8 protein-coding genes, 2 tRNA genes and 3 rRNA genes are annotated in these 20,303 nt (G+C 40.8%); 10 read left to right on the forward strand and 3 right to left on the reverse strand.

Features of this window, described 5'->3' with window-relative positions; all coding sequences use genetic code 11:
• The first annotated feature begins 89 nt into the window (after window positions 1–89).
• The 8 genes from C3F22_RS01245 (at window position 90) to rrf (ending at window position 8,804) form a co-directional block, all read left to right on the forward strand.
• Window positions 90–947, forward strand: a complete 858-nt coding sequence (locus tag C3F22_RS01245) for a 23S rRNA (adenine(2030)-N(6))-methyltransferase RlmJ (RefSeq protein WP_104425718.1) — start codon at window positions 90–92, stop codon at window positions 945–947.
• A gap of 37 nt (window positions 948–984) precedes the next feature.
• A complete protein-coding gene (gene pssA, locus C3F22_RS01250; RefSeq protein ID WP_104425719.1) occupies window positions 985–1,806 on the forward strand; it encodes a CDP-diacylglycerol--serine O-phosphatidyltransferase in 822 nt (273 codons plus the stop codon).
• Between the two features lie 24 nt (window positions 1,807–1,830).
• Window positions 1,831–2,910, forward strand: a complete 1,080-nt coding sequence (locus C3F22_RS01255; protein ID WP_104425720.1) for a DUF6670 family protein — start codon at window positions 1,831–1,833, stop codon at window positions 2,908–2,910.
• A gap of 438 nt (window positions 2,911–3,348) precedes the next feature.
• Window positions 3,349–4,885, forward strand: a 16S ribosomal RNA gene (locus C3F22_RS01260).
• 61 nt (window positions 4,886–4,946) lie between these two features.
• Window positions 4,947–5,023, forward strand: a tRNA-Ile gene (locus C3F22_RS01265).
• A 47-nt stretch (window positions 5,024–5,070) separates the two neighbouring features.
• Window positions 5,071–5,146 (forward strand) — tRNA-Ala (locus C3F22_RS01270).
• 449 nt (window positions 5,147–5,595) lie between these two features.
• A 23S ribosomal RNA gene (locus C3F22_RS01275) occupies window positions 5,596–8,487 on the forward strand.
• 202 nt (window positions 8,488–8,689) lie between these two features.
• Window positions 8,690–8,804: ribosomal RNA gene (rrf, locus tag C3F22_RS01280) — 5S ribosomal RNA — on the forward strand.
• Together the 16S, 23S and 5S rRNA genes with 2 tRNA genes alongside form the textbook arrangement of a ribosomal RNA operon.
• Here rrf and C3F22_RS01285 read toward each other — a convergent pair.
• A complete protein-coding gene (locus C3F22_RS01285) occupies window positions 8,793–9,026 on the reverse strand; it encodes a hypothetical protein (RefSeq protein WP_104425721.1) in 234 nt (77 codons plus the stop codon). The genes rrf and C3F22_RS01285 overlap by 12 nt on opposite strands.
• A 41-nt stretch (window positions 9,027–9,067) precedes the next feature.
• Here C3F22_RS01285 and C3F22_RS01290 point away from each other — a divergent pair, with 41 nt between their 5' ends.
• Window positions 9,068–9,931 (forward strand): IS982 family transposase, encoded by an 864-nt coding sequence (locus C3F22_RS01290; protein WP_004679438.1) that lies wholly within the window; start codon window positions 9,068–9,070, stop codon window positions 9,929–9,931.
• Window positions 9,932–9,990: 59 nt separating this feature from the next.
• On the opposite strand, the gene C3F22_RS01295 is transcribed toward C3F22_RS01290, so the two are convergent.
• A complete protein-coding gene (locus C3F22_RS01295) occupies window positions 9,991–11,388 on the reverse strand; it encodes a dihydrolipoyl dehydrogenase (protein ID WP_104425722.1) in 1,398 nt (465 codons plus the stop codon).
• A 378-nt stretch (window positions 11,389–11,766) separates the two neighbouring features.
• On the opposite strand from C3F22_RS01295, the gene C3F22_RS01300 reads away from it, so the two are divergent.
• Window positions 11,767–19,659: a hypothetical protein gene (locus C3F22_RS01300; RefSeq protein WP_228203563.1), complete on the forward strand. Its 7,893-nt coding sequence runs from the start codon at window positions 11,767–11,769 to the stop codon at window positions 19,657–19,659.
• Window positions 19,660–19,911: 252 nt separating this feature from the next.
• On the opposite strand, the gene C3F22_RS01305 is transcribed toward C3F22_RS01300, so the two are convergent.
• Window positions 19,912–20,247 (reverse strand): TIGR01244 family sulfur transferase, encoded by a 336-nt coding sequence (locus tag C3F22_RS01305; RefSeq protein WP_004783676.1) that lies wholly within the window; start codon window positions 20,245–20,247, stop codon window positions 19,912–19,914.
• Between the last annotated feature and the right edge of the window lie 56 nt (window positions 20,248–20,303).

Consider the following 20,303-nt stretch of genomic DNA (forward strand, 5'->3'; position numbering starts at 1 on the left):
TGGGGTCGCGCTATTCTATGTAAGAATCGGGTCTGAACGAAACTATTTTTCATGTTAAAATAGCAGTTGATATTAGGAATTAATGAAACATGAATTACCGTCACCATTACCATGCTGGCAACTTTGCCGATGTCATGAAGCATGTATTGTTGCTTCAATTATTGGCTCGACTCAATGCAAAAGATAAACCATATCGCTATGTGGATACACATGGTGGTGCAGGTAAATATGATTTATCCACCTCTGAAGCGCAAAAGTCAGGGGAATTCCTGAACGGTATTCATCGTCTGATCAAGCTGGATGATTCGGTCAAGCGTAATGCGCCAGAAGGTGTACAACAATATTTAAAAATTGTTGAGAAAATGCGTGAAAACTTTGGTAAAGGTGCATATCCGGGTTCACCTTGGTTTGCACTGGAAGGCATGCGTGAAATTGACAAGGCCACCATTTTTGAAATGCAGCGTGATGTGTTCCAGCAGTTACGTCATAACATTTTTGACAAACGCGCCGGTTTGCATGAGCGTGATGCGTATGAAGGCTTGCTCGCAGTCATTCCACCGAAAGAAAAACGTGGTCTGGTGATGATCGATCCGCCGTATGAGCTGGAGCGTAAAGACTTCCCACAGCTGGTTGAATTACTGGTTGCTGCTTATAAAAAATGGCCGACAGGCGTATTTGCAGTTTGGTACCCAATTAAAGACCGTGCCATGATTGAACGTTTCGAGAAGAAAATGTTCAAGACCGGGATTCGCCGTCAGTTGGTATGTGAAATCTGTGTATGGCCAGATGATACACCAGTGGGTTTAAATGGTTGTGGTTTACTGGTGATTAACCCACCTTGGAAGTTCTCTGAAGATGCAGACGAAGCGCTGCAATGGTTATTCCCGCATTTGCGTATGCAGGAAAATGGCGGTCATGCAGCAGTTCGTTGGTTAGTAGGCGAATAATATTTTAAAGATCGGGTCATAGTTAGGATCGACAAGAATGACAAGTACAAATAAGCCGGAACACGAATCTTCGAAAGATTTGCCATTTGATGGCATCACCTTCGAGGTGGAAGAGGTAGAGCATACCCAGGAAGGGCAAAGAGTTAAGCGTCGAGGTATCTATCTATGGCCTAACCTGATTACAACCGCTGCGTTGTTATCAGGCTTTTACTCGATTATTGCCAGTATGAATGGCGAATTTCAGCAAGCTATTTATGCCATTTTCTTGGCAGCTTTATTTGATGGTCTCGATGGTCGTGTGGCACGTGCGATTGGGGCACAGAGTCCATTCGGTGAACAGTTCGACTCACTATCCGATATGCTGGCATTTGGGGTGGCACCGGCTATTTTGATGTATAGCTGGGGATTAAGTGATTTAGGCCGTATCGGTCTGGCGGCTTGTTTTGTCTATACGGCTTGTGCAGCTTTCCGTCTAGCCCGCTTTAACGTTCAGATTGGAGTGGTGGATAAACGCTATTTTATTGGCGTTGCAAGTCCATTAGCAGCCGTCATTATTATTTCACTGGTCTGGGTAGGATTGGACTTCCCGCCTGTGTTTGATATTCGTGATTTTACTGTACAAATCATTAATGCTGCGATTATCGTAATCGTTGGCTTATTGATGATTTCTAATATCAAATACTATTCATTTAAAACCGTAGAGCGTAGACGGGTGCCGTTTTTCGTGTTGCCGATCGCGGTGTTTATCTTTGCAGCGATGACTTATAATATTCCGGTAGGGATTCTCGTGATCTCTGTCATCTATGCTTTGTCTGGTTTCCTTACAACCTTTATGGCAAAAAGACAGAGTACCTTATAACAATATAAAAATAAGGAGTTTGAGATGCAGTTTCTTCAAGATTTTCTAGATCGTTCGAAACAGCTGAATCAGACTCCTGCTGTTTCCCAGCATAATCTTGCCTATCATGGGCCAAACCAGAAATATAAAATTATTCATCAGGGCCTGACACTTCCGGATCTGCCTGCACCCCTTCATTATCTTAATTTTCTGAGTATTATTGGTCAGCCTAATGCACCGATGTTGGCAAACCCGAGTGCTATTCAAACCAATGCACTGGATACAGCCACAGTAATCTGTAGTACCAGTCCGCATATGGCAGGACAATTAAATTGCTATTCAGTCAAAAAGGATTGCAAGTTTCAGTATGGCCTGTTTCAGTTTCTAGATCGTGAAAAACTGACCGGCGACTTTCCACATTTTCGTTTACAACGTTTTGATTCTGAACTGGGCTTTGATCTCAGCATCCATACGACCAATCTGATTTCACACTTTACCCAAATGCGCTTTGCACTGGCTGATCATTGGTCTTTGCTTTGTTATTGTCAGGGAACCTTACATTATAAAGATCAGAAATACCTTATCGAGAGTTTAGGTAGTTTTGAATTTGCACGAAGCTTTAATTTTCCCTATTTGCCTTTAGCCTTTCTGACTTATCAGATTATTAACCTGAGTGAAGGACGGCAATTATTGTTGGCACAAATTCGAGATAGTCTGAACAGCATTGTGCAGTCACGAATTTATCTGCGTGACTTGAAAAATATGGCCAGTCAAATGTTCGATCAAAAAGTCTATTTCAAGGTGCATCGGGTTTATCCGAGTGTGACTACTCCAAATGGGCAAAAGATGTATCTGCCGCGTGAGTTTGAATGGTGCTATGAAGATGGCAAAGGAATGCAGATCTGGCTGCAGGGACAAAGCCGAGGAGATTTCAAATTTGGTCTGGCTGCGGGTTATGTTGGAAGCTTTAATTACGAAGTTAGAATTAATGGCGAGACTGAGCATGGGGACGGGGGCTACTGTGAATATATAGATTGCCGCTCCTTGCGCTTTCAGGAACACAATAAAAAAGAGAAATTATTAAGTACATTGGCCAATCCTATACCTTTAATGCTCAAAAAGTAGGGAAAATCGGCATTTTTGTAGAAATAATAATCAACTGAAGTATTTTCTTAAAAATAGGGGTTGCGCTTGCTTGGGATTGGTCTATAATGCACATCCATCGGCGGTGATGAAGATTAAAACTTCTGATAAAACAGTAACTTAGCATGAAATGGTTGAGTTAGGTTTTAGAAAAAAAGTTTAAAAATAATTTTCATTACTGGTTGACTTTCTAGAGATAGAGAGTAATATAGCCGACCTAGCTTGCTACTGACGAAGTAGTAAGAAGATCATTAAGAGATTATGAAGAACAACTTGTGTGGATTTTTACTGGTTGATTGATCGAAATTATTTTCATTGATTGATTGGTTTAAATTACTCGAAGTTTATTTGAGCGAAATTTAAGTCAGAAAATTGATGAGCCAAGTTTAAGAACTTTACTTATAAAGTTCGAAATGATTTTAACTGAAGAGTTTGATCATGGCTCAGATTGAACGCTGGCGGCAGGCTTAACACATGCAAGTCGAGCGGGGGAAGGTAGCTTGCTACTGGACCTAGCGGCGGACGGGTGAGTAATGCTTAGGAATCTGCCTATTAGTGGGGGACAACGTTCCGAAAGGGACGCTAATACCGCATACGTCCTACGGGAGAAAGCAGGGGATCTTCGGACCTTGCGCTAATAGATGAGCCTAAGTCGGATTAGCTAGTTGGTGGGGTAAAGGCCTACCAAGGCGACGATCTGTAGCGGGTCTGAGAGGATGATCCGCCACACTGGGACTGAGACACGGCCCAGACTCCTACGGGAGGCAGCAGTGGGGAATATTGGACAATGGGGGGAACCCTGATCCAGCCATGCCGCGTGTGTGAAGAAGGCCTTTTGGTTGTAAAGCACTTTAAGCGAGGAGGAGGCTTACCTGGTTAATACCTGGGATAAGTGGACGTTACTCGCAGAATAAGCACCGGCTAACTCTGTGCCAGCAGCCGCGGTAATACAGAGGGTGCAAGCGTTAATCGGATTTACTGGGCGTAAAGCGCGCGTAGGTGGCTAATTAAGTCAAATGTGAAATCCCCGAGCTTAACTTGGGAATTGCATTCGATACTGGTTAGCTAGAGTATGGGAGAGGATGGTAGAATTCCAGGTGTAGCGGTGAAATGCGTAGAGATCTGGAGGAATACCGATGGCGAAGGCAGCCATCTGGCCTAATACTGACACTGAGGTGCGAAAGCATGGGGAGCAAACAGGATTAGATACCCTGGTAGTCCATGCCGTAAACGATGTCTACTAGCCGTTGGGGCCCTTGAGGCTTTAGTGGCGCAGCTAACGCGATAAGTAGACCGCCTGGGGAGTACGGTCGCAAGACTAAAACTCAAATGAATTGACGGGGGCCCGCACAAGCGGTGGAGCATGTGGTTTAATTCGATGCAACGCGAAGAACCTTACCTGGCCTTGACATACAGAGAACTTTCCAGAGATGGATTGGTGCCTTCGGGAACTCTGATACAGGTGCTGCATGGCTGTCGTCAGCTCGTGTCGTGAGATGTTGGGTTAAGTCCCGCAACGAGCGCAACCCTTTTCCTTATTTGCCAGCACTTCGGGTGGGAACTTTAAGGATACTGCCAGTGACAAACTGGAGGAAGGCGGGGACGACGTCAAGTCATCATGGCCCTTACGGCCAGGGCTACACACGTGCTACAATGGTCGGTACAAAGGGTTGCTACTGCGCGAGCAGATGCTAATCTCAAAAAGCCGATCGTAGTCCGGATCGCAGTCTGCAACTCGACTGCGTGAAGTCGGAATCGCTAGTAATCGCGGATCAGAATGCCGCGGTGAATACGTTCCCGGGCCTTGTACACACCGCCCGTCACACCATGGGAGTTTGTTGCACCAGAAGTAGGTAGTCTAACCTTAGGGAGGACGCTTACCACGGTGTGGCCGATGACTGGGGTGAAGTCGTAACAAGGTAGCCGTAGGGGAACCTGCGGCTGGATCACCTCCTTAACGAAAGATTGACGATTGGTAAGAATCCACAACAAGTTGTTCTTCATGACGATGTATCTGAGGGTCTGTAGCTCAGTTGGTTAGAGCACACGCTTGATAAGCGTGGGGTCACAAGTTCAAGTCTTGTCAGACCCACCATCTGCCAGAAAACAGAAAATCAGAAACATTGACTTAATTGATAAGCTGGGGACTTAGCTTAGTTGGTAGAGCGCCTGCTTTGCACGCAGGAGGTCAGGAGTTCGACTCTCCTAGTCTCCACCAAATTTCAAGACAAGAAAAGCATGCTTTTCCTTGAAATTTAAGCAAGAAGCTACGCTTCGCGCAGTATGTGATCATACAGTAGCGTGAATGTTTAGTTCCTAAGCGATCAAGTGCGTAGATCCTAGAGATTAACAAGTAGAAGCGTTACTATACGCCCCACTTGATAATCTCTGTGATTTATCACAGTAATGCAGTCCGACGAGGATGCATTAAATCATTAACAGAATATATTTGAGTTGAAATAATTTGTTCATACTCATACAAGAGCGGAAACAAGAGATCGCAAGATTGATTGTTGAAGTGATTGAATGAGAACTAGCGAAATTAACTGAATCAAGCGTTTTGGTATATGAATCTAATTGAAGCTGTACAGTGATTAAGTTCACAAGATCGCAAACAACTACGTTGCTACACTGACTTGTAGGTGTAACGACTGTTTGGGGTTGTATAGTCAAGTAATTAAGTGCATGTGGTGGATGCCTTGGCAGTCAGAGGCGAAGAAAGACGTGATAGCCTGCGAAAAGCTCCGGGGAGGCGGCAAATATCCTGTGATCCGGAGATGTCTGAATGGGGAAACCCACCGGCTATAAGGTCGGTATCATAAACTGAATACATAGGTTTATGAGGCGAACGCGGAGAAGTGAAACATCTCAGTATCCGTAGGAAAAGAAATCAATTGAGATTCCCTCAGTAGCGGCGAGCGAAAGGGGAACAGCCCATTAAGTCATATCAGTTTTAGTGGAATGCTCTGGGAAGTGCAACCATAGTGGGTGATAGTCCTGTACACGAAAGGGCTGATATGATGATGTCGAGTAGGGCGAGGCACGTGAAACCTTGTCTGAATATAGGGGGACCATCCTCTAAGGCTAAATACTCCTGACTGACCGATAGTGAACCAGTACCGTGAGGGAAAGGCGAAAAGAACCCCTGTGAGGGGAGTGAAATAGATCCTGAAACCGCATGCATACAAGCAGTGGGAGCCACTTTGTGTGGTGACTGCGTACCTTTTGTATAATGGGTCAGCGACTTATATTCAGTAGCGAGGTTAACCGAATAGGGGAGCCGTAGAGAAATCGAGTCTTAATAGGGCGTATAGTTGCTGGGTATAGACCCGAAACCGGGTGATCTATCCATGAGCAGGTTGAAGGTTGGGTAGCACTAACTGGAGGACCGAACCCACTGTCGTTGAAAAGCCAGGGGATGACTTGTGGATAGGGGTGAAAGGCTAATCAAACTCGGTGATAGCTGGTTCTCCCCGAAAGCTATTTAGGTAGCGCCTCGGACGAATACCATTGGGGGTAGAGCACTGTTTCGGCTAGGGGGTCATCCCGACTTACCAAACCGATGCAAACTCCGAATACCAATGAGTACTATCCGGGAGACAGACTGCGGGTGCTAACGTCCGTAGTCAAGAGGAAAACAATCCAGACCGCCAGCTAAGGTCCCTAAATTATAGTTAAGTGGGAAACGATGTGGGAAGGCATAGACAGCTAGGAGGTTGGCTTAGAAGCAGCCACCCTTTAAAGAAAGCGTAATAGCTCACTAGTCGAGTCGGCCTGCGCGGAAGATGTAACGGGGCTAAAACTATGTACCGAAGCTGCGGATTTGCAATTTATTGCAAGTGGTAGGGGAGCGTTCTGTAAGCCGATGAAGGTGGATTGAGAAGTCTGCTGGAGGTATCAGAAGTGCGAATGCTGACGTGAGTAACGACAAAACGGGTGAAAAACCCGTTCGCTGAAAGACCAAGGGTTCCAGTCCAACGTTAATCGGGGCTGGGTGAGTCGACCCCTAAGGCGAGGCCGAGAGGCGTAGTCGATGGGAAATTGGTTAATATTCCAATACTTCAGTGTAATGCGATGAGAGGACGGAGAAGGTTAAGTCAGCCTGGCGTTGGTTGTCCAGGTGGAAGACAGTAGGCATGCATCTTAGGCAAATCCGGGGTGCTCCATGCTGAGAGTTGATAGCAAGCCAGTTTACTGGTGAAGTGGCTGATACCATACTTCCAGGAAAAGTCTCTAAGCTTCAGTTACACTGGAATCGTACCCGAAACCGACACAGGTGGTCAGGTCGAGTAGACCAAAGCGCTTGAGAGAACTCTGCTGAAGGAACTAGGCAAAATGGTACCGTAACTTCGGGAGAAGGTACGCTGCCGGCGGTGATAGGACTTGCTCCTTGAGCTGTTGGCAGCCTCAGAAACCAGGCCGCTGCAACTGTTTATTAAAAACATAGCACTCTGCAAACACGAAAGTGGACGTATAGGGTGTGATGCCTGCCCGGTGCTGGAAGGTTAATTGATGGGGTTAGCGTAAGCGAAGCTCTTGATCGAAGCCCCAGTAAACGGCGGCCGTAACTATAACGGTCCTAAGGTAGCGAAATTCCTTGTCGGGTAAGTTCCGACCTGCACGAATGGCATAATGATGGCGGCGCTGTCTCCAGCAGAGGCTCAGTGAAATCGAATTCGCCGTGAAGATGCGGTGTACCCGCGGCTAGACGGAAAGACCCCGTGAACCTTTACTGCAGCTTGACATTGAACTTTGATCTTACTTGTGTAGGATAGGTGGGAGGCTTTGAAGTGGTGACGCTAGTTGCCATGGAGCCGTCCTTGAAATACCACCCTGGTAATATTGAGGTTCTAACTCTGCTCCCTGATCGGGAGCGAGGACCATGTCTGGTGGGTAGTTTGACTGGGGCGGTCTCCTCCTAAAGAGTAACGGAGGAGTACGAAGGTGCGCTCAGCGTGGTCGGAAATCACGCGTAGAGTATAAAGGCAAAAGCGCGCTTAACTGCGAGACCCACAAGTCGAGCAGGTACGAAAGTAGGTCTTAGTGATCCGGTGGTTCTGTATGGAAGGGCCATCGCTCAACGGATAAAAGGTACTCTGGGGATAACAGGCTGATACCGCCCAAGAGTTCATATCGACGGCGGTGTTTGGCACCTCGATGTCGGCTCATCTCATCCTGGGGCTGAAGCAGGTCCCAAGGGTATGGCTGTTCGCCATTTAAAGAGGTACGCGAGCTGGGTTTAGAACGTCGTGAGACAGTTCGGTCCCTATCTACCGTGGGCGCTGGAAATTTGAGAGGATCTGCTCCTAGTACGAGAGGACCAGAGTGGACGAACCTCTGGTGTACCGGTTGTGACGCCAGTCGCATCGCCGGGTAGCTATGTTCGGAAGGGATAACCGCTGAAAGCATCTAAGCGGGAAGCCTACCTCAAGATAAGATTTCCCCGAGACTTTATGTCTCCTAAAGAGCCGTTGAAGACTACGACGTTGATAGGTTGGATGTGGAAGCATAGCGATATGTGAAGCTGACCAATACTAATTGCTCGTGAGGCTTGACTATACAACACCCAAGCAGTTGTATATAAAGCATCAATTGATTTCATATTGATCTAACGATCAGACAAAAACTTGATTTAGTTAAGCTAATCGAACAAACTACTGCGACTCAGATACATCTGTTAATGCATTCTATTTGAAGAAAGCTAGGCAAACGAAGCGCAAGCAACGTAGATAAGACCATAGCGAGTAAGCATACCAGTTGTGCTGGCGACCATAGCAAGAGTGAACCACCTGATCCCTTCCCGAACTCAGAAGTGAAACCTCTTAGCGCTGATGGTAGTGTGGGGTCTCCCATGTGAGAGTAAGTCATCGCCAGCTCATTATTCCAAAAGCCCTCTGCTCACGCAGGGGGCTTTTTTTATGCGGGGAGGTCATAGTTACAACTTTTTCTATTGATATTTTCTGGTCTAAAAAATGAGTTAAAGAGTAACAAGGTGCAGCCAAAACTTCAGAGCTATTAGCTGCACCATATTGTTTGAAGTAATTAACCTGAGTTCGATATAAAAAAAGAGTAGAAAAAAAGCCCTGTTTTTGTAACATATTGGTTCTCAAGACAAAATGTTATAAAACAAGGCTTCTCAATGGATCATATTACCGAATTATTTTGTATTTTGGATGATTTCTGCAAAAAATTTAATGAATCTTTAGAGAAAGCTTTAATTTCTAATCAAAAAACCAGGTTGAAAAAGTCAGCTTTAAGCTTGTCTGAAGCAATGACCATTGTCATTTTATTTCATCAATCCGGTTTTAGATTCTTCAAATATTTTTATTGCCAAATGATCGTTCCATTCTGGAAATCTGCTTTTCCTAAACTGCTTAGCTACAACCGATTTATTGAAATCATGCCCCGTTGTTTGCAAGCTCTGAGTAGTTTCTTCCATCAGGTGAAAGGAAAAGATACGGGAATCAGTATCATTGACTCCACTAAATTGGTAGTTTGCCATAATCTTCGGATTAAAAGGCATCGTGTATTTAAAGGCTTGGCCGGTCGTGGAAAAAGTAGTACGGGTTGGTTTTATGGCTTTAAATTACATCTCGTTATCAATAATTTAGGTGAAATTATTAATCTCAAGCTGACATCGGGAAATGTTCATGATGTTGCTATATTAGAATCTTTAACTCAAGAATTAAAAGGGATCCTACTCGGAGACAAAGGCTATTTGAGCAAAGCAAAAGCCGAAGCTTTAGCAGCAAGAGGACTGAAAATATTGACCCCATCACGTCGGAATATGAAAAATAAACCCATCCAAACTGAAGAAGAAAAACAATTACTTTGCAGAAGAGGATTGATCGAAACAGTGAATGATCAATTAAAAAATTTACATCAACTTGAACATTCACGTCATCGTTCGGTAAATAACTTCATGGTGAATATCATGGCTGCTGTAGTGGCTTATTGTTTGAACCCCAATAAGCCAACTTTCCAAAATATGCTAAAAGGTTAAGTGGATTTCATCGAACTCAGGTTAATTAAATTTTATCTATCAATACTTCTTTAATATATTTAAGAATTGTCAATTACTTCCTGTTGATCAAGCTGACGACGAGCATGTTTAAATGCTGTTCTTAGCCCTTCTTCTAAAGTCGGATGATAGTAAGGCTTTGCCAGAATCTGATGAATATCCTGCTCTGCATCAATCATCCAGGCTAGTATGTGTGCTAGATGTTCGGCTTGAGGGCAGAATAGTTCGGCGCCTAATAATTTTCCTGACTTTTTATCTATATATACTTCAGCCCCACCTTTATTTTCTGAAAGAATTAACGCGCGTCCCTGTCTTTCATAAGATACAAAGCCTCTAATATATTCCGTATTTTTCTCTTCTAGCTGTTTGAAACTTTGTCCAATAATCGCCATTTCTGGTTGGCTAAATACGATTGCCAAAGGAGTTAGGGCAGAAATAAGCTGAACATCTGGAAAATTTAAGCAGTTCTGGACTACTTCTTTACCATTGTGGGCAGCTTCATGTTGAATTGGAACATCAGGGGCTGCATCTCCAACAATAAAAATAGGCAAGTTTGCTAATTGCTTAGTTTTTTGATTAATAGGTAGCTTTTTAACATCTTGGAATTCAGGATTAATTTTCTCTAAACCTAATCGATCTAAATTAGAGCTACGACCAGTGGCTGAGAGTACATAATCTACTTCAATACTTTGTTTTTGATCATTCTCTATATAGTCAATTTTTACCTGATTATTAAGGAGTTTGACTTGATTAGGTAGCGTTTTAAATTTGATATCCAGCTCGTTATTTAACTGCTCTCTAACCAAAGCTTGTAGAGTTGGACTGGTGAGTGCACCTATTTTCTGACTACGAGCAAACATAGTAGTACGCACCCCTAAACGTTGCATGGCTTGAGCTAGTTCAATTGCAATAACGCCACTACCAATCACTGCTAAGGATTTCGGTAAATGTGAAAGCTCAAAGATTTCATCAGATGTCAGGAGTTTATCGCCTAGTTCATCTTTTAAGGTGGCATCAAAGTTTGGTCGAGAGCCTACTGCAATAATAAAACTTTTAGCTTGATAATATTTTCCTTTTACTTGGACTGTTTGAGCATTAGTAAATTTTGCGTGCCCAGATACCTTATGGGCTGAATCCCATTGTTCTACTTCTTTTAAAGTGGCCCGAATATAATGATCACGAAGCTTATGTAGGCGATCCATAACGGTGGAGGTATTTACTACAGCATCATGTTGTAATCCGAGATTTTCTGCAGTTTTTATCTCATGCATACGGTTAGCAGAAGAAATCAGAAGCTTGCTCGGCATACAGCCTACACGAGCACATGTAGTCTCCCATGAACCGGCATTAATAATTAAAATATTTTGGGTATGTTTAATAGCTTCTTTATAGGCACTGATTCCTGCTGTTCCTACGCCGATAATAATAATGTCATACATAAAATGCTTACCAATTCTAAGAACATGAATATTTATATGCATGATTTACAATGTTTCTGATGTAAATTATGTAACTAGATTGCATATTTTTGCTATTTTGAGTAAATTTTGTGTAAAAGCCAGAAGATTAACTTTTATGGCAGCTTAACTATTATATGCAGTGGGAAAAAACATGAGTTTGTTTATAAATTTAAAAAAATTAGGGGTTAACACGACTGTTTTAGCAACATCGATTTCTTTAGTTGCATGTGGCGGGGGGGGAGTGACGGTTACTATAATAATGACAATAATAGTCAACCAAATACAGGAGGAAATAATGGAGGCGGCAATGAATCTACAGATAATACAGCTCAAGTTCCAGAAAGCTTGAATGTTAGTTTGCAAGATTCGAGTGGCCAAAATATTGTTCAGGTTGTAGATAATTCAACTGTACAAATTGCTGTTCAGGTCTTAAATGCAGATAAAGGTGGAATTTCTAGCAAAAATGTACGATTAGCGATTAATGATTCAGATAAATTAGGTGTAACAAGCAAAAGTTCCTTAGTTGCTACAGCTGAAGATGGCATTGCTATTTTTGAGCTTAAAATTCCTTCAATTAATATTGAATCTGGTAAAGTACAATTAACTGCAACTGTAGATGGCACACAAGTTAAACAGGTATATACCCTTAATATTAAAAAATCTAGTGTAATTGTTAGTGATTATACTCTAGATGTGCCACAAGGCCTTACGATTGATTTACCAAATGGGGCAGTTGAATTTTTTGTCCAAGTGACTGATCCAAAAGGTGGTTCTAAGTCAGGACAAACCGTTGAATTGTCTTTACCTGCTGAGTTACAAGGATTGCTTGTAATTAGCAACGGATCATCTGTACAGACAGATAGTGAAGGTAAAGCAAATTTTAAACTTGTAGCAAATAAAAATTTAACTGCGGCACAAATTCAACAGCTTGTAGATACATCTAAAACACTAAACTTTAAACTCATTGATGAGCATCGTGCAGAAAAGCAAGCAACTACGTCTCTAACATTTAAAGATATTGCAACAATTGTCGATAAACTTGAAATTATTAAGCCTGATGCACCGATTGCTGCAAAAAATGGCGAAGCACGTATTCGTGTATATGCCAAAAATTCCAATAAACAAGATTTAGCAGGTAAAAAAGTTCGCCTGGAGACCAATCAATCTGGTCGTGGTGTGACCTTGGATAAAACTGAAGCCATTACAAATGCACAAGGTTATGCGGAATTTATCCTAAAAAGTAATTCTGATACACCACTTGCTTTGAAGGATGAAGGGATTGAACTTAAAGCAACTTTCCTAGAGAACCCTGAGAAATTCGCGACCATTACTGTTGATGTCATTACTGCAGATGATAGTGCAACCGATCAAGAAGCTATTCAACGTCTAGAAATCGCTTCATCTTATAAAATCAATGCAATGTCTGACAGTGTTGAAATTAAGGTAAAAGCGATTGCGAACAATGGACATGCTGCGAAAAAAGGTAAAATCAAACTTACCTTGAATAGCGAAGCTGTAGCGAATGCTGTTAAGTTAGAAGGCAGTAGTGATGGTGTTAACTTTGATTTAAATGAAAGTCAGTCTGTCGGTGCAGAGGGTTATGTCACTTTCAGAATTAAAACACCAGCATCGCAAACAGCAGCAGCTGTAGAAGCATTAAAGGCTTCAGGGATCACAGCGACGTTTACAACAGATAACGGTATTAGCAATAATATTAAAATTGTTGTTGAAGATAAGGCTGTTGCAACTGAAGCAGTTAAGTATCTCTTAATTGACCCAATCAATGAAAACTTTGATCCTACCAAGAACCAAGACATTACAATTAAAGTAAAAGCAATTGGTGAAAAAGGTGGCCCTCTTAAAAATGAAAAAGTATCAATTAAATCTTTACTTTCAGATGATCAGCTGAATAAGTTGAGTCTAAGTTTAAGTACAGCTGCTGAAGTTTTAACAGATGTAGATGGTTATGCAACGTTTGTTTATAAGTATCAATATAATAAATCTGCAGAACAGCAAGCGTTGGCTAAGCAAGGGATTACTTTTACATCCACGGCATTATCTAATCAAAAGACTCAAACAATTAAAGTTAACTTCAATACAAAGAGTGTCAGTGACAAAGTCAGCCTTGATTACTTTACTTTAGATACTGATGGTTTAGCTCAAATTGCACTTAATCAACAAACTGAAATTGTAGTGCGTACGCAAGCCTTTGGTGTTGATGGTGCAGTTCTTGCAAATCAAGAATTAGCTATTGGTATTGATGAAACTGCGATTTCAAATGGTGTTTCATATGCCACAGCAACTAAGCTTGTATCGGATGCACAAGGTAAAGTTGAATTTAAATTAAAAGTTGCAGCACGTAATTTAACTGAATTAAATACCTTAATTGAAAAAGGCCTAACTGTTGCAGTAGTGTCTTATCGTAATGATGGTTCTAAGCATTCGGTTACTCGTAAAATTGACTTAGTTTCAAACTCGATTATTGACACTGGAACGAGTCAAGTGGATTACCTCATGGTAGATCCAATCTTAACCCGTTTTGACTATACGCAAAATCAAGAAATTACCGTTCGTGTAAAAGCATTAGATGTCAATGGAAGCCCATTAGCAAAAGAAAAAATTCAATTAAAATCTGCCCTAACTAATCAGCAGATGCAGCAGTTAGGCTTAAGTTTTACGACCCAAGCAGAACAAATTACTGATGCATTAGGTTATGCAACGTTTAAACTTAGTTACCAATATAACGAAACGCCTGAACAAGAAGAGCTTGCGAAAAAAGGTCTTACTTTCTATGCTTTGGCAAATGGTAAGGTCAGCAATATTCGCATTAACTTTAAGGCTCCGAGCGATAGTATCGACTTAAGTTTCTTTACTGTCGATACAGATGGACAAGCCTTAATTTCGACCACTACAGATACACCGATTAAGATCCGTGTCAAGGCAATGGGTACAGATGGTAAGGTTTTAGCTAACCAACGTATTAGTATTGGTATTGATAATACTGCAGTTTCAAATGGCGTAACGTATGCAACCTCTAACAACCTAGTTACAGATGCATTAGGTAATGCTGAGTTCGTTTTAAATGCGAAACCAAAGAATAAAGATGAACTAAATGCATTACTTGCGAGTGGTGTAACAGTCGCTGTTAAAGCAACTGCAAAAGATGGTTCTGAATATACAACGCTAAGAACGATTAAGCTTGTTGAGCAAGAGCAAACATCGCAAGTATCTTCACTATTAATCGATCCGTTACAAGCAGCATATGACTATACAAAAGACCAAACAATTCAAGTACGCGTGAAAGCGATTGGTCAAGCTGGTCAGTCTTTACGCAATGAAAAAGTGAGCTTAACGACAGCCCTTAGTGCACAAGAGTTAGCTGATCTGAATTTAAGTCTTGTTGGCGATGCGACGAAACTGACTGATGATTATGGTTACGTGACATTCACATTTGACTATAAATACAATGCACAGTCTCCTGCACAAAAGAAACTGCTAAATGGTTTTGAAATTACAGCAACTGCTAATGGAAAGACGAATAATACGATTATTAACTTTAAAGCACCTGCAAATGAACAAGAAATCAATCTTGATTATTTAGTGGTATCTACAGGTGGTCGTGCAGTTATCTCAACCGATCAACCAACAGAAGTGATGATTACAGCAACTGCATTGGCAACAAATGGTCAGACATTAAAAGACCAGACTGTAAAAATTGAATTGGATGAAACAGAAACCAATAGTGGTATTTCATTTAATTCTGCGACAGAAGTTGTGACCGATGCACAAGGACAAGCCACATTTAAAGTCAACATTGCACCAGAAAATGCATCTGAATTAGAGGCATTGCTTGCATCTGGTTTGAATGTTCGTTTATCTGCACAGCGTGTAGATGGTTCTGCATACAAAGTATCAAGAAAAGTTGAACTTTATAAGTCAGAAGCAGAAGCACCAAGTGAAGTTGATTATCTGATCATTGATCCTATTAGTGTTTATGATTACAGTAAAAATCATACCATTGCGGTACGAGTGAAGGCGATTGGTGAAGATGGTAGCGCATTACGTAATGAAAAAATCACATTGCGTCCTGAAAACATCTCAAGTGCAGAATTAGCAAAACTTAATTTGAGTTTAAATGGTGCTGCTGAGCAATATACCGATGATCAAGGCTATGCTGTCTTCGAATTTAGCTATAACTACGATGCACAATCTACAGAGCAAAAACCTCTTGCATTGAAAGGTGTAGCATTATTGGCGACTGCAAATGGTAAAGAGCAACGCACGGTTATTAACTTTGCGGAAACTCAAACTAATACGCTTGATTATCTTGTCATTGATATGATTGGTAAAGCTGTCATTGATACGGATGTAGAAACTAAAGTTGTATTATCAGTGCTTGCAAAAGGTACTGATGGTTCAGTTTTGGCAAATCAAAATGTTCAGATTGAATTGACCAATGAAAATGGTATTAATCTTCTTACAGCTTCATCAGTAGCAACTGATGCAGAAGGTTATGCAAAATTTGAATTCAGTGTGCATCCAAAGAACCAACAGGAATTAGAAGCATTATTGACAAATGGCGTAACAGTAAAAGTCTCATCTGCAGTTGCTGATGGATCTGTTCGTCAAGCTCAACGTAAAGTTGAATTAGTACAAGCTGAAGAGCAAGTTGAATCTAAAGTTGAGACTTTAGTTATTGATCCAATCTTAAATTCATTTGACTATACTCAAGATCATACGATTCAAGTACGCGTTAAAGCATTAGATGCTGCTGGCAGTACGCTGAAAAATGAAAAAGTTGCAATCACAACTGATGTTCAAGCGAAATTAGCACAACTCAACTTTAGTTTAAATGGAGCAGCTGAACAGTTTACTGGTGATGACGGCTATGCGACATTTGTATTTGAATATAAATATGCAAAATCTACAGTACAGCGTGAGATCTTAAATGGTGTAACTGTTACTGTAACTGCAAATGGAAAAACACAGACGACAAAATTGAACTTTAGAGAGTCTTTAACTTCAGAAGCATTAGATTATATTTCTATTGATACAAATGGTTATGCTGCGATTGAAGAAAACGTACAAACTGATATTACCGTTAAGGTACGTGCAATTAATGTGGGTGGTAAAGCACTTGCTAATCAAGATGTAACGATCAGCTATAATGAACAAGCCCATAATAATGGTGTTTATTTACTTGATCCAACAGGTGCGAATGTTGGTGCACAAACCTTTACGCAAAAAACGGATGCTGATGGATATGTAACCTTTACCTTTAAGGCATTGCCACGTAATAGAGCGGAAGTGCAAAAGCTGATTGATGATGTGACTGGTGATTTACAGGTTACATTAACAGCTAAACGTGCTGATGGTTCGAATTATGAAGCTTCTCGCCGTATTGATTTAAAAGCCCCTGATGTTGAGTCTACACCTGCAGAAGTTTTAATTGATCCAATTACACAAGCATTTGATTATTCAAAAGATCAAAAAATCATTATTCCAGTAAAAGCGTTATCTGCTGATAAGGGTGCTTTACAGGGTGCCAAAGTTACGATTGATACACCGGATTTAACCCTAGCGCAGTTAAAAACAGCACAGTTAACTTTAACAGGTGAAGCAACTAAGCTTACTGATGCCAATGGTTACGCTTATTTTGAGTTTGAATATAAAGTTGCAGGTACTCAAGAGCAGATTAAGTTGGTAAGTCCTGGTGTTCGTATCACGGCGACCACCAGCAATGGTAAAGCTGCTGTTCAAACCTTGAACTTTAAATCACCAAATGCCGGGCAGATTCTAGATTACTTTACCTTAGATGCATCTGATTATGTAGTTGCATTGGATGTGAATACACCTAAGACAATCCAAGTGACGATTAATGCAAAAGATACTGAAGGTAAGGCATTTGCAAACCAAGTTGTTTCACTTGGTCTAAATAAAGCTGCTTTAAGTAATGGTGTAAGTTTCAACACACCATCTCAAGTCATGACAGACGACAAAGGTCTTGCAACATTTAAAGTGACACTCAATCCTCAAAGTGATACAGAAATTGAAAACTTAGCTGCAAATGATCTTGAATTTACAGCAACTGCACGACGTGCGGATGGTTCTGAATATACGCTGGTTCGTAAAATTGAGTTAGATAAAGCTAAGGTTATTTTACCTGAATTAGCGAATCTTATTTTTACGACAGTAGATGATAAGCCATTAGATACAATTTCTGTTCTTGGTGGTGAAACACGCGTCAAAATTAAAGCAGTTGATAAAGCTAGTAATACAATTCCAAACACGCCTATCGCAGTTGCACTATCTAGTTTAACTTCTAGTCGTGTGACATTAAGCAATGTACCAACTCAAACTAACAGTAAGGGTGAAGCTGAATTTACGGTTACCGTTTCTGAGGGCGCATATGATGCTAGTTTGATCAAAAATGGTATTGTCTTTGCAGTAGTTGGTACGAACTTAAATAATGGCGATCGTTTACAGCAAACAAGTGTAATTGGTATCACCGCTCCAGCAAATGCTTTAAATCCACGTTTAACATCAGATGTAAAAACAGTGACAGCTGGACAAACAGTTAAAGTGTATGCAGCTGTTAAAGATGAAATGGGGATTAATACTGTTACAGGTACACCGATGCGATTAAGCTTGAATAAAGAAGCGATCGATGCTGGTGTTAAGTTAAAAGCCAATGGTGTTGATATAGAGGGTGTGCTTATACCAGCAGATAGTTCAATTGAATTTGCCTTAGAGGTACCAAAAGGTATAACGACGGATATATTACAATCTATTCGAGTTACAGGTGTAATTCGAGATCCAAAAGGTAATGAAATTCCTGCTATTTTACCGTTTACAGTTGAAGATGTCGAAAACCCAAACCATCTTGAAATCAATAGTTTTAAAAACACTTTGAATCCAGGTGATGACAGAACAGTTGTCGTTGTACGTTTACTCGATGCTTCTAATAATCCTGTACGTAATGAAGAAGTCACCTTGGCTGTACGTAAGACAAACACCACCACAGGTAAAAATGTAGGCTTTATTACTGAAGAAAATACTTCTGATGAAAATAATCATCCTTTACCAGAAAATATTGCTGAGAAATGGACTGTCAAAACTGATGAAGATGGACGAGGCTTCTTCACCCTATATATTCCAAAAGAAGGTTTTGATAAAGATGCTTTGATAGCAAGTGGTATTACCTTAGATGCAACTAATACTACGAATGGTATTGATGTGAAGCAGGTTCTTCATTTAAATGTTACAGATCCAACTTCTACTGCACCAAGATACAGCCTGTTCATTAAACCTAGTCAATCAACTATTAATGTTGTAGATGGAACCGCAACAATTACTGTGAATTTACGTGATCAGTTTGGTGGAGCAGTTTCTAATGAATATATTACATTGAATTTAAAGAACTCGAACTTCAATGGAGCTTATATTCAAGGCGCTTCCGGGATTGTGACAAATAATAATGGTGAAGCTGAATTCATAATTAAAATTGATGAAAGCTTACGTCGTAATTATACTGAGACTGCTTTTATCAATGAAGATTTGGAGCTGAGTGCAAGTTTTTCAGGTGCTACCCAAACTCATATACTGGATGTAGTCAGAAAATCTGTTAACAATCTAGTGATTAATATTACAGATAATCATTTAGAACCTATAGCCAATGGTAATGCTTATGAGCAAACGTTAAAAGCTACAGTAAAAGATGAACTTGGAAATTTAGTAAAAGAACAGAATGTAAGCTTTGAAATTAAACCTCAAAGTTATATTAGAGGGCAAAATTTATGGGCATTAGCACCAACAAATTCCATAACTCCTCCAACTAGTGAAATGAAATGGGTGTTTGCTGGTCAAAGATATTATCAAGGTAATGATGCTGCTAATCCTGAATTAGTTAATCAGAGCTTGCACTGTAACTTTGCTGTAGATGTTACCCAAGTCACAAATGCGAATGTAGCGTTAGATGTTGTTAAGTTTAAGGCAAGTAATGATGCGACATGGACTGGGGTTACAAATAATTCAGGTGAAATTAATTTTGTAATAACTTATCCAAAAACGTATGCTCAATGGTTAAATGTACGTATTGATGCTACAGCAGAATCAAATTCGTATAGAATGTCAAATAGTTATCCTCATCTTTTACGTAACCAGCAAGGTAATGATAAGGATTTCAATGGAATTTATTCGATTAATGCAATTAGTCCATTTGGTACAAATACCTCGGAGTGTACACCCTAAAATTTAATGAATTGTAGATAAAATTTACCTATAATTCAAAAAAAACAGCGCTTCGGCGCTGTTTTTTTATGGGGATTTCAATTTAAAAATTAAAGTGAAGTTCCCAGACTCACACCCACAGTAGGCTTAAAATTCATTGAACTACAACCCATCAATGCAAGACTGCAACATATAACCAGTAAGAATTTATACATACGCCGATCTCTGAAACTAAAAGGAGATGTTGACTAAAAGTACATTTCCCCAAATACCTTAGTCATCCAGCAGATCCATCTGTTTCGCTAACTGATATAAATTATTGGAGCGATTTCCTGTACGGCAGAACATCAAGATTGGCTTTGGTAATTCGTTATAATGGTTAGCAAAAGTACGCACATCAAGCTCGGTAATCTGGCCAGCAACTACTGGCTGGAAGACATAATCCAGACCTGCACTACGAGCAGCCTCCTCAATTTGTACGCTGGTTGGCTGTTCAGGGCCACCTTCCATATCCGGACGGTTATTGATAATTGATTTAAAACCTTTTTCAACTACTTGAGAGATATGTTCAGGACCAATTTGGCCAGCAAAGCCTACATTTTCGCTCATGATGTCACTCCATTATGTCATTTATCTTGATATGCTTTATGATAGCATTAAGCTGA

Source organism: Acinetobacter sp. ACNIH1 (assembly GCF_002934695.1).
Lineage (GTDB): Bacteria > Pseudomonadota > Gammaproteobacteria > Pseudomonadales > Moraxellaceae > Acinetobacter > Acinetobacter variabilis.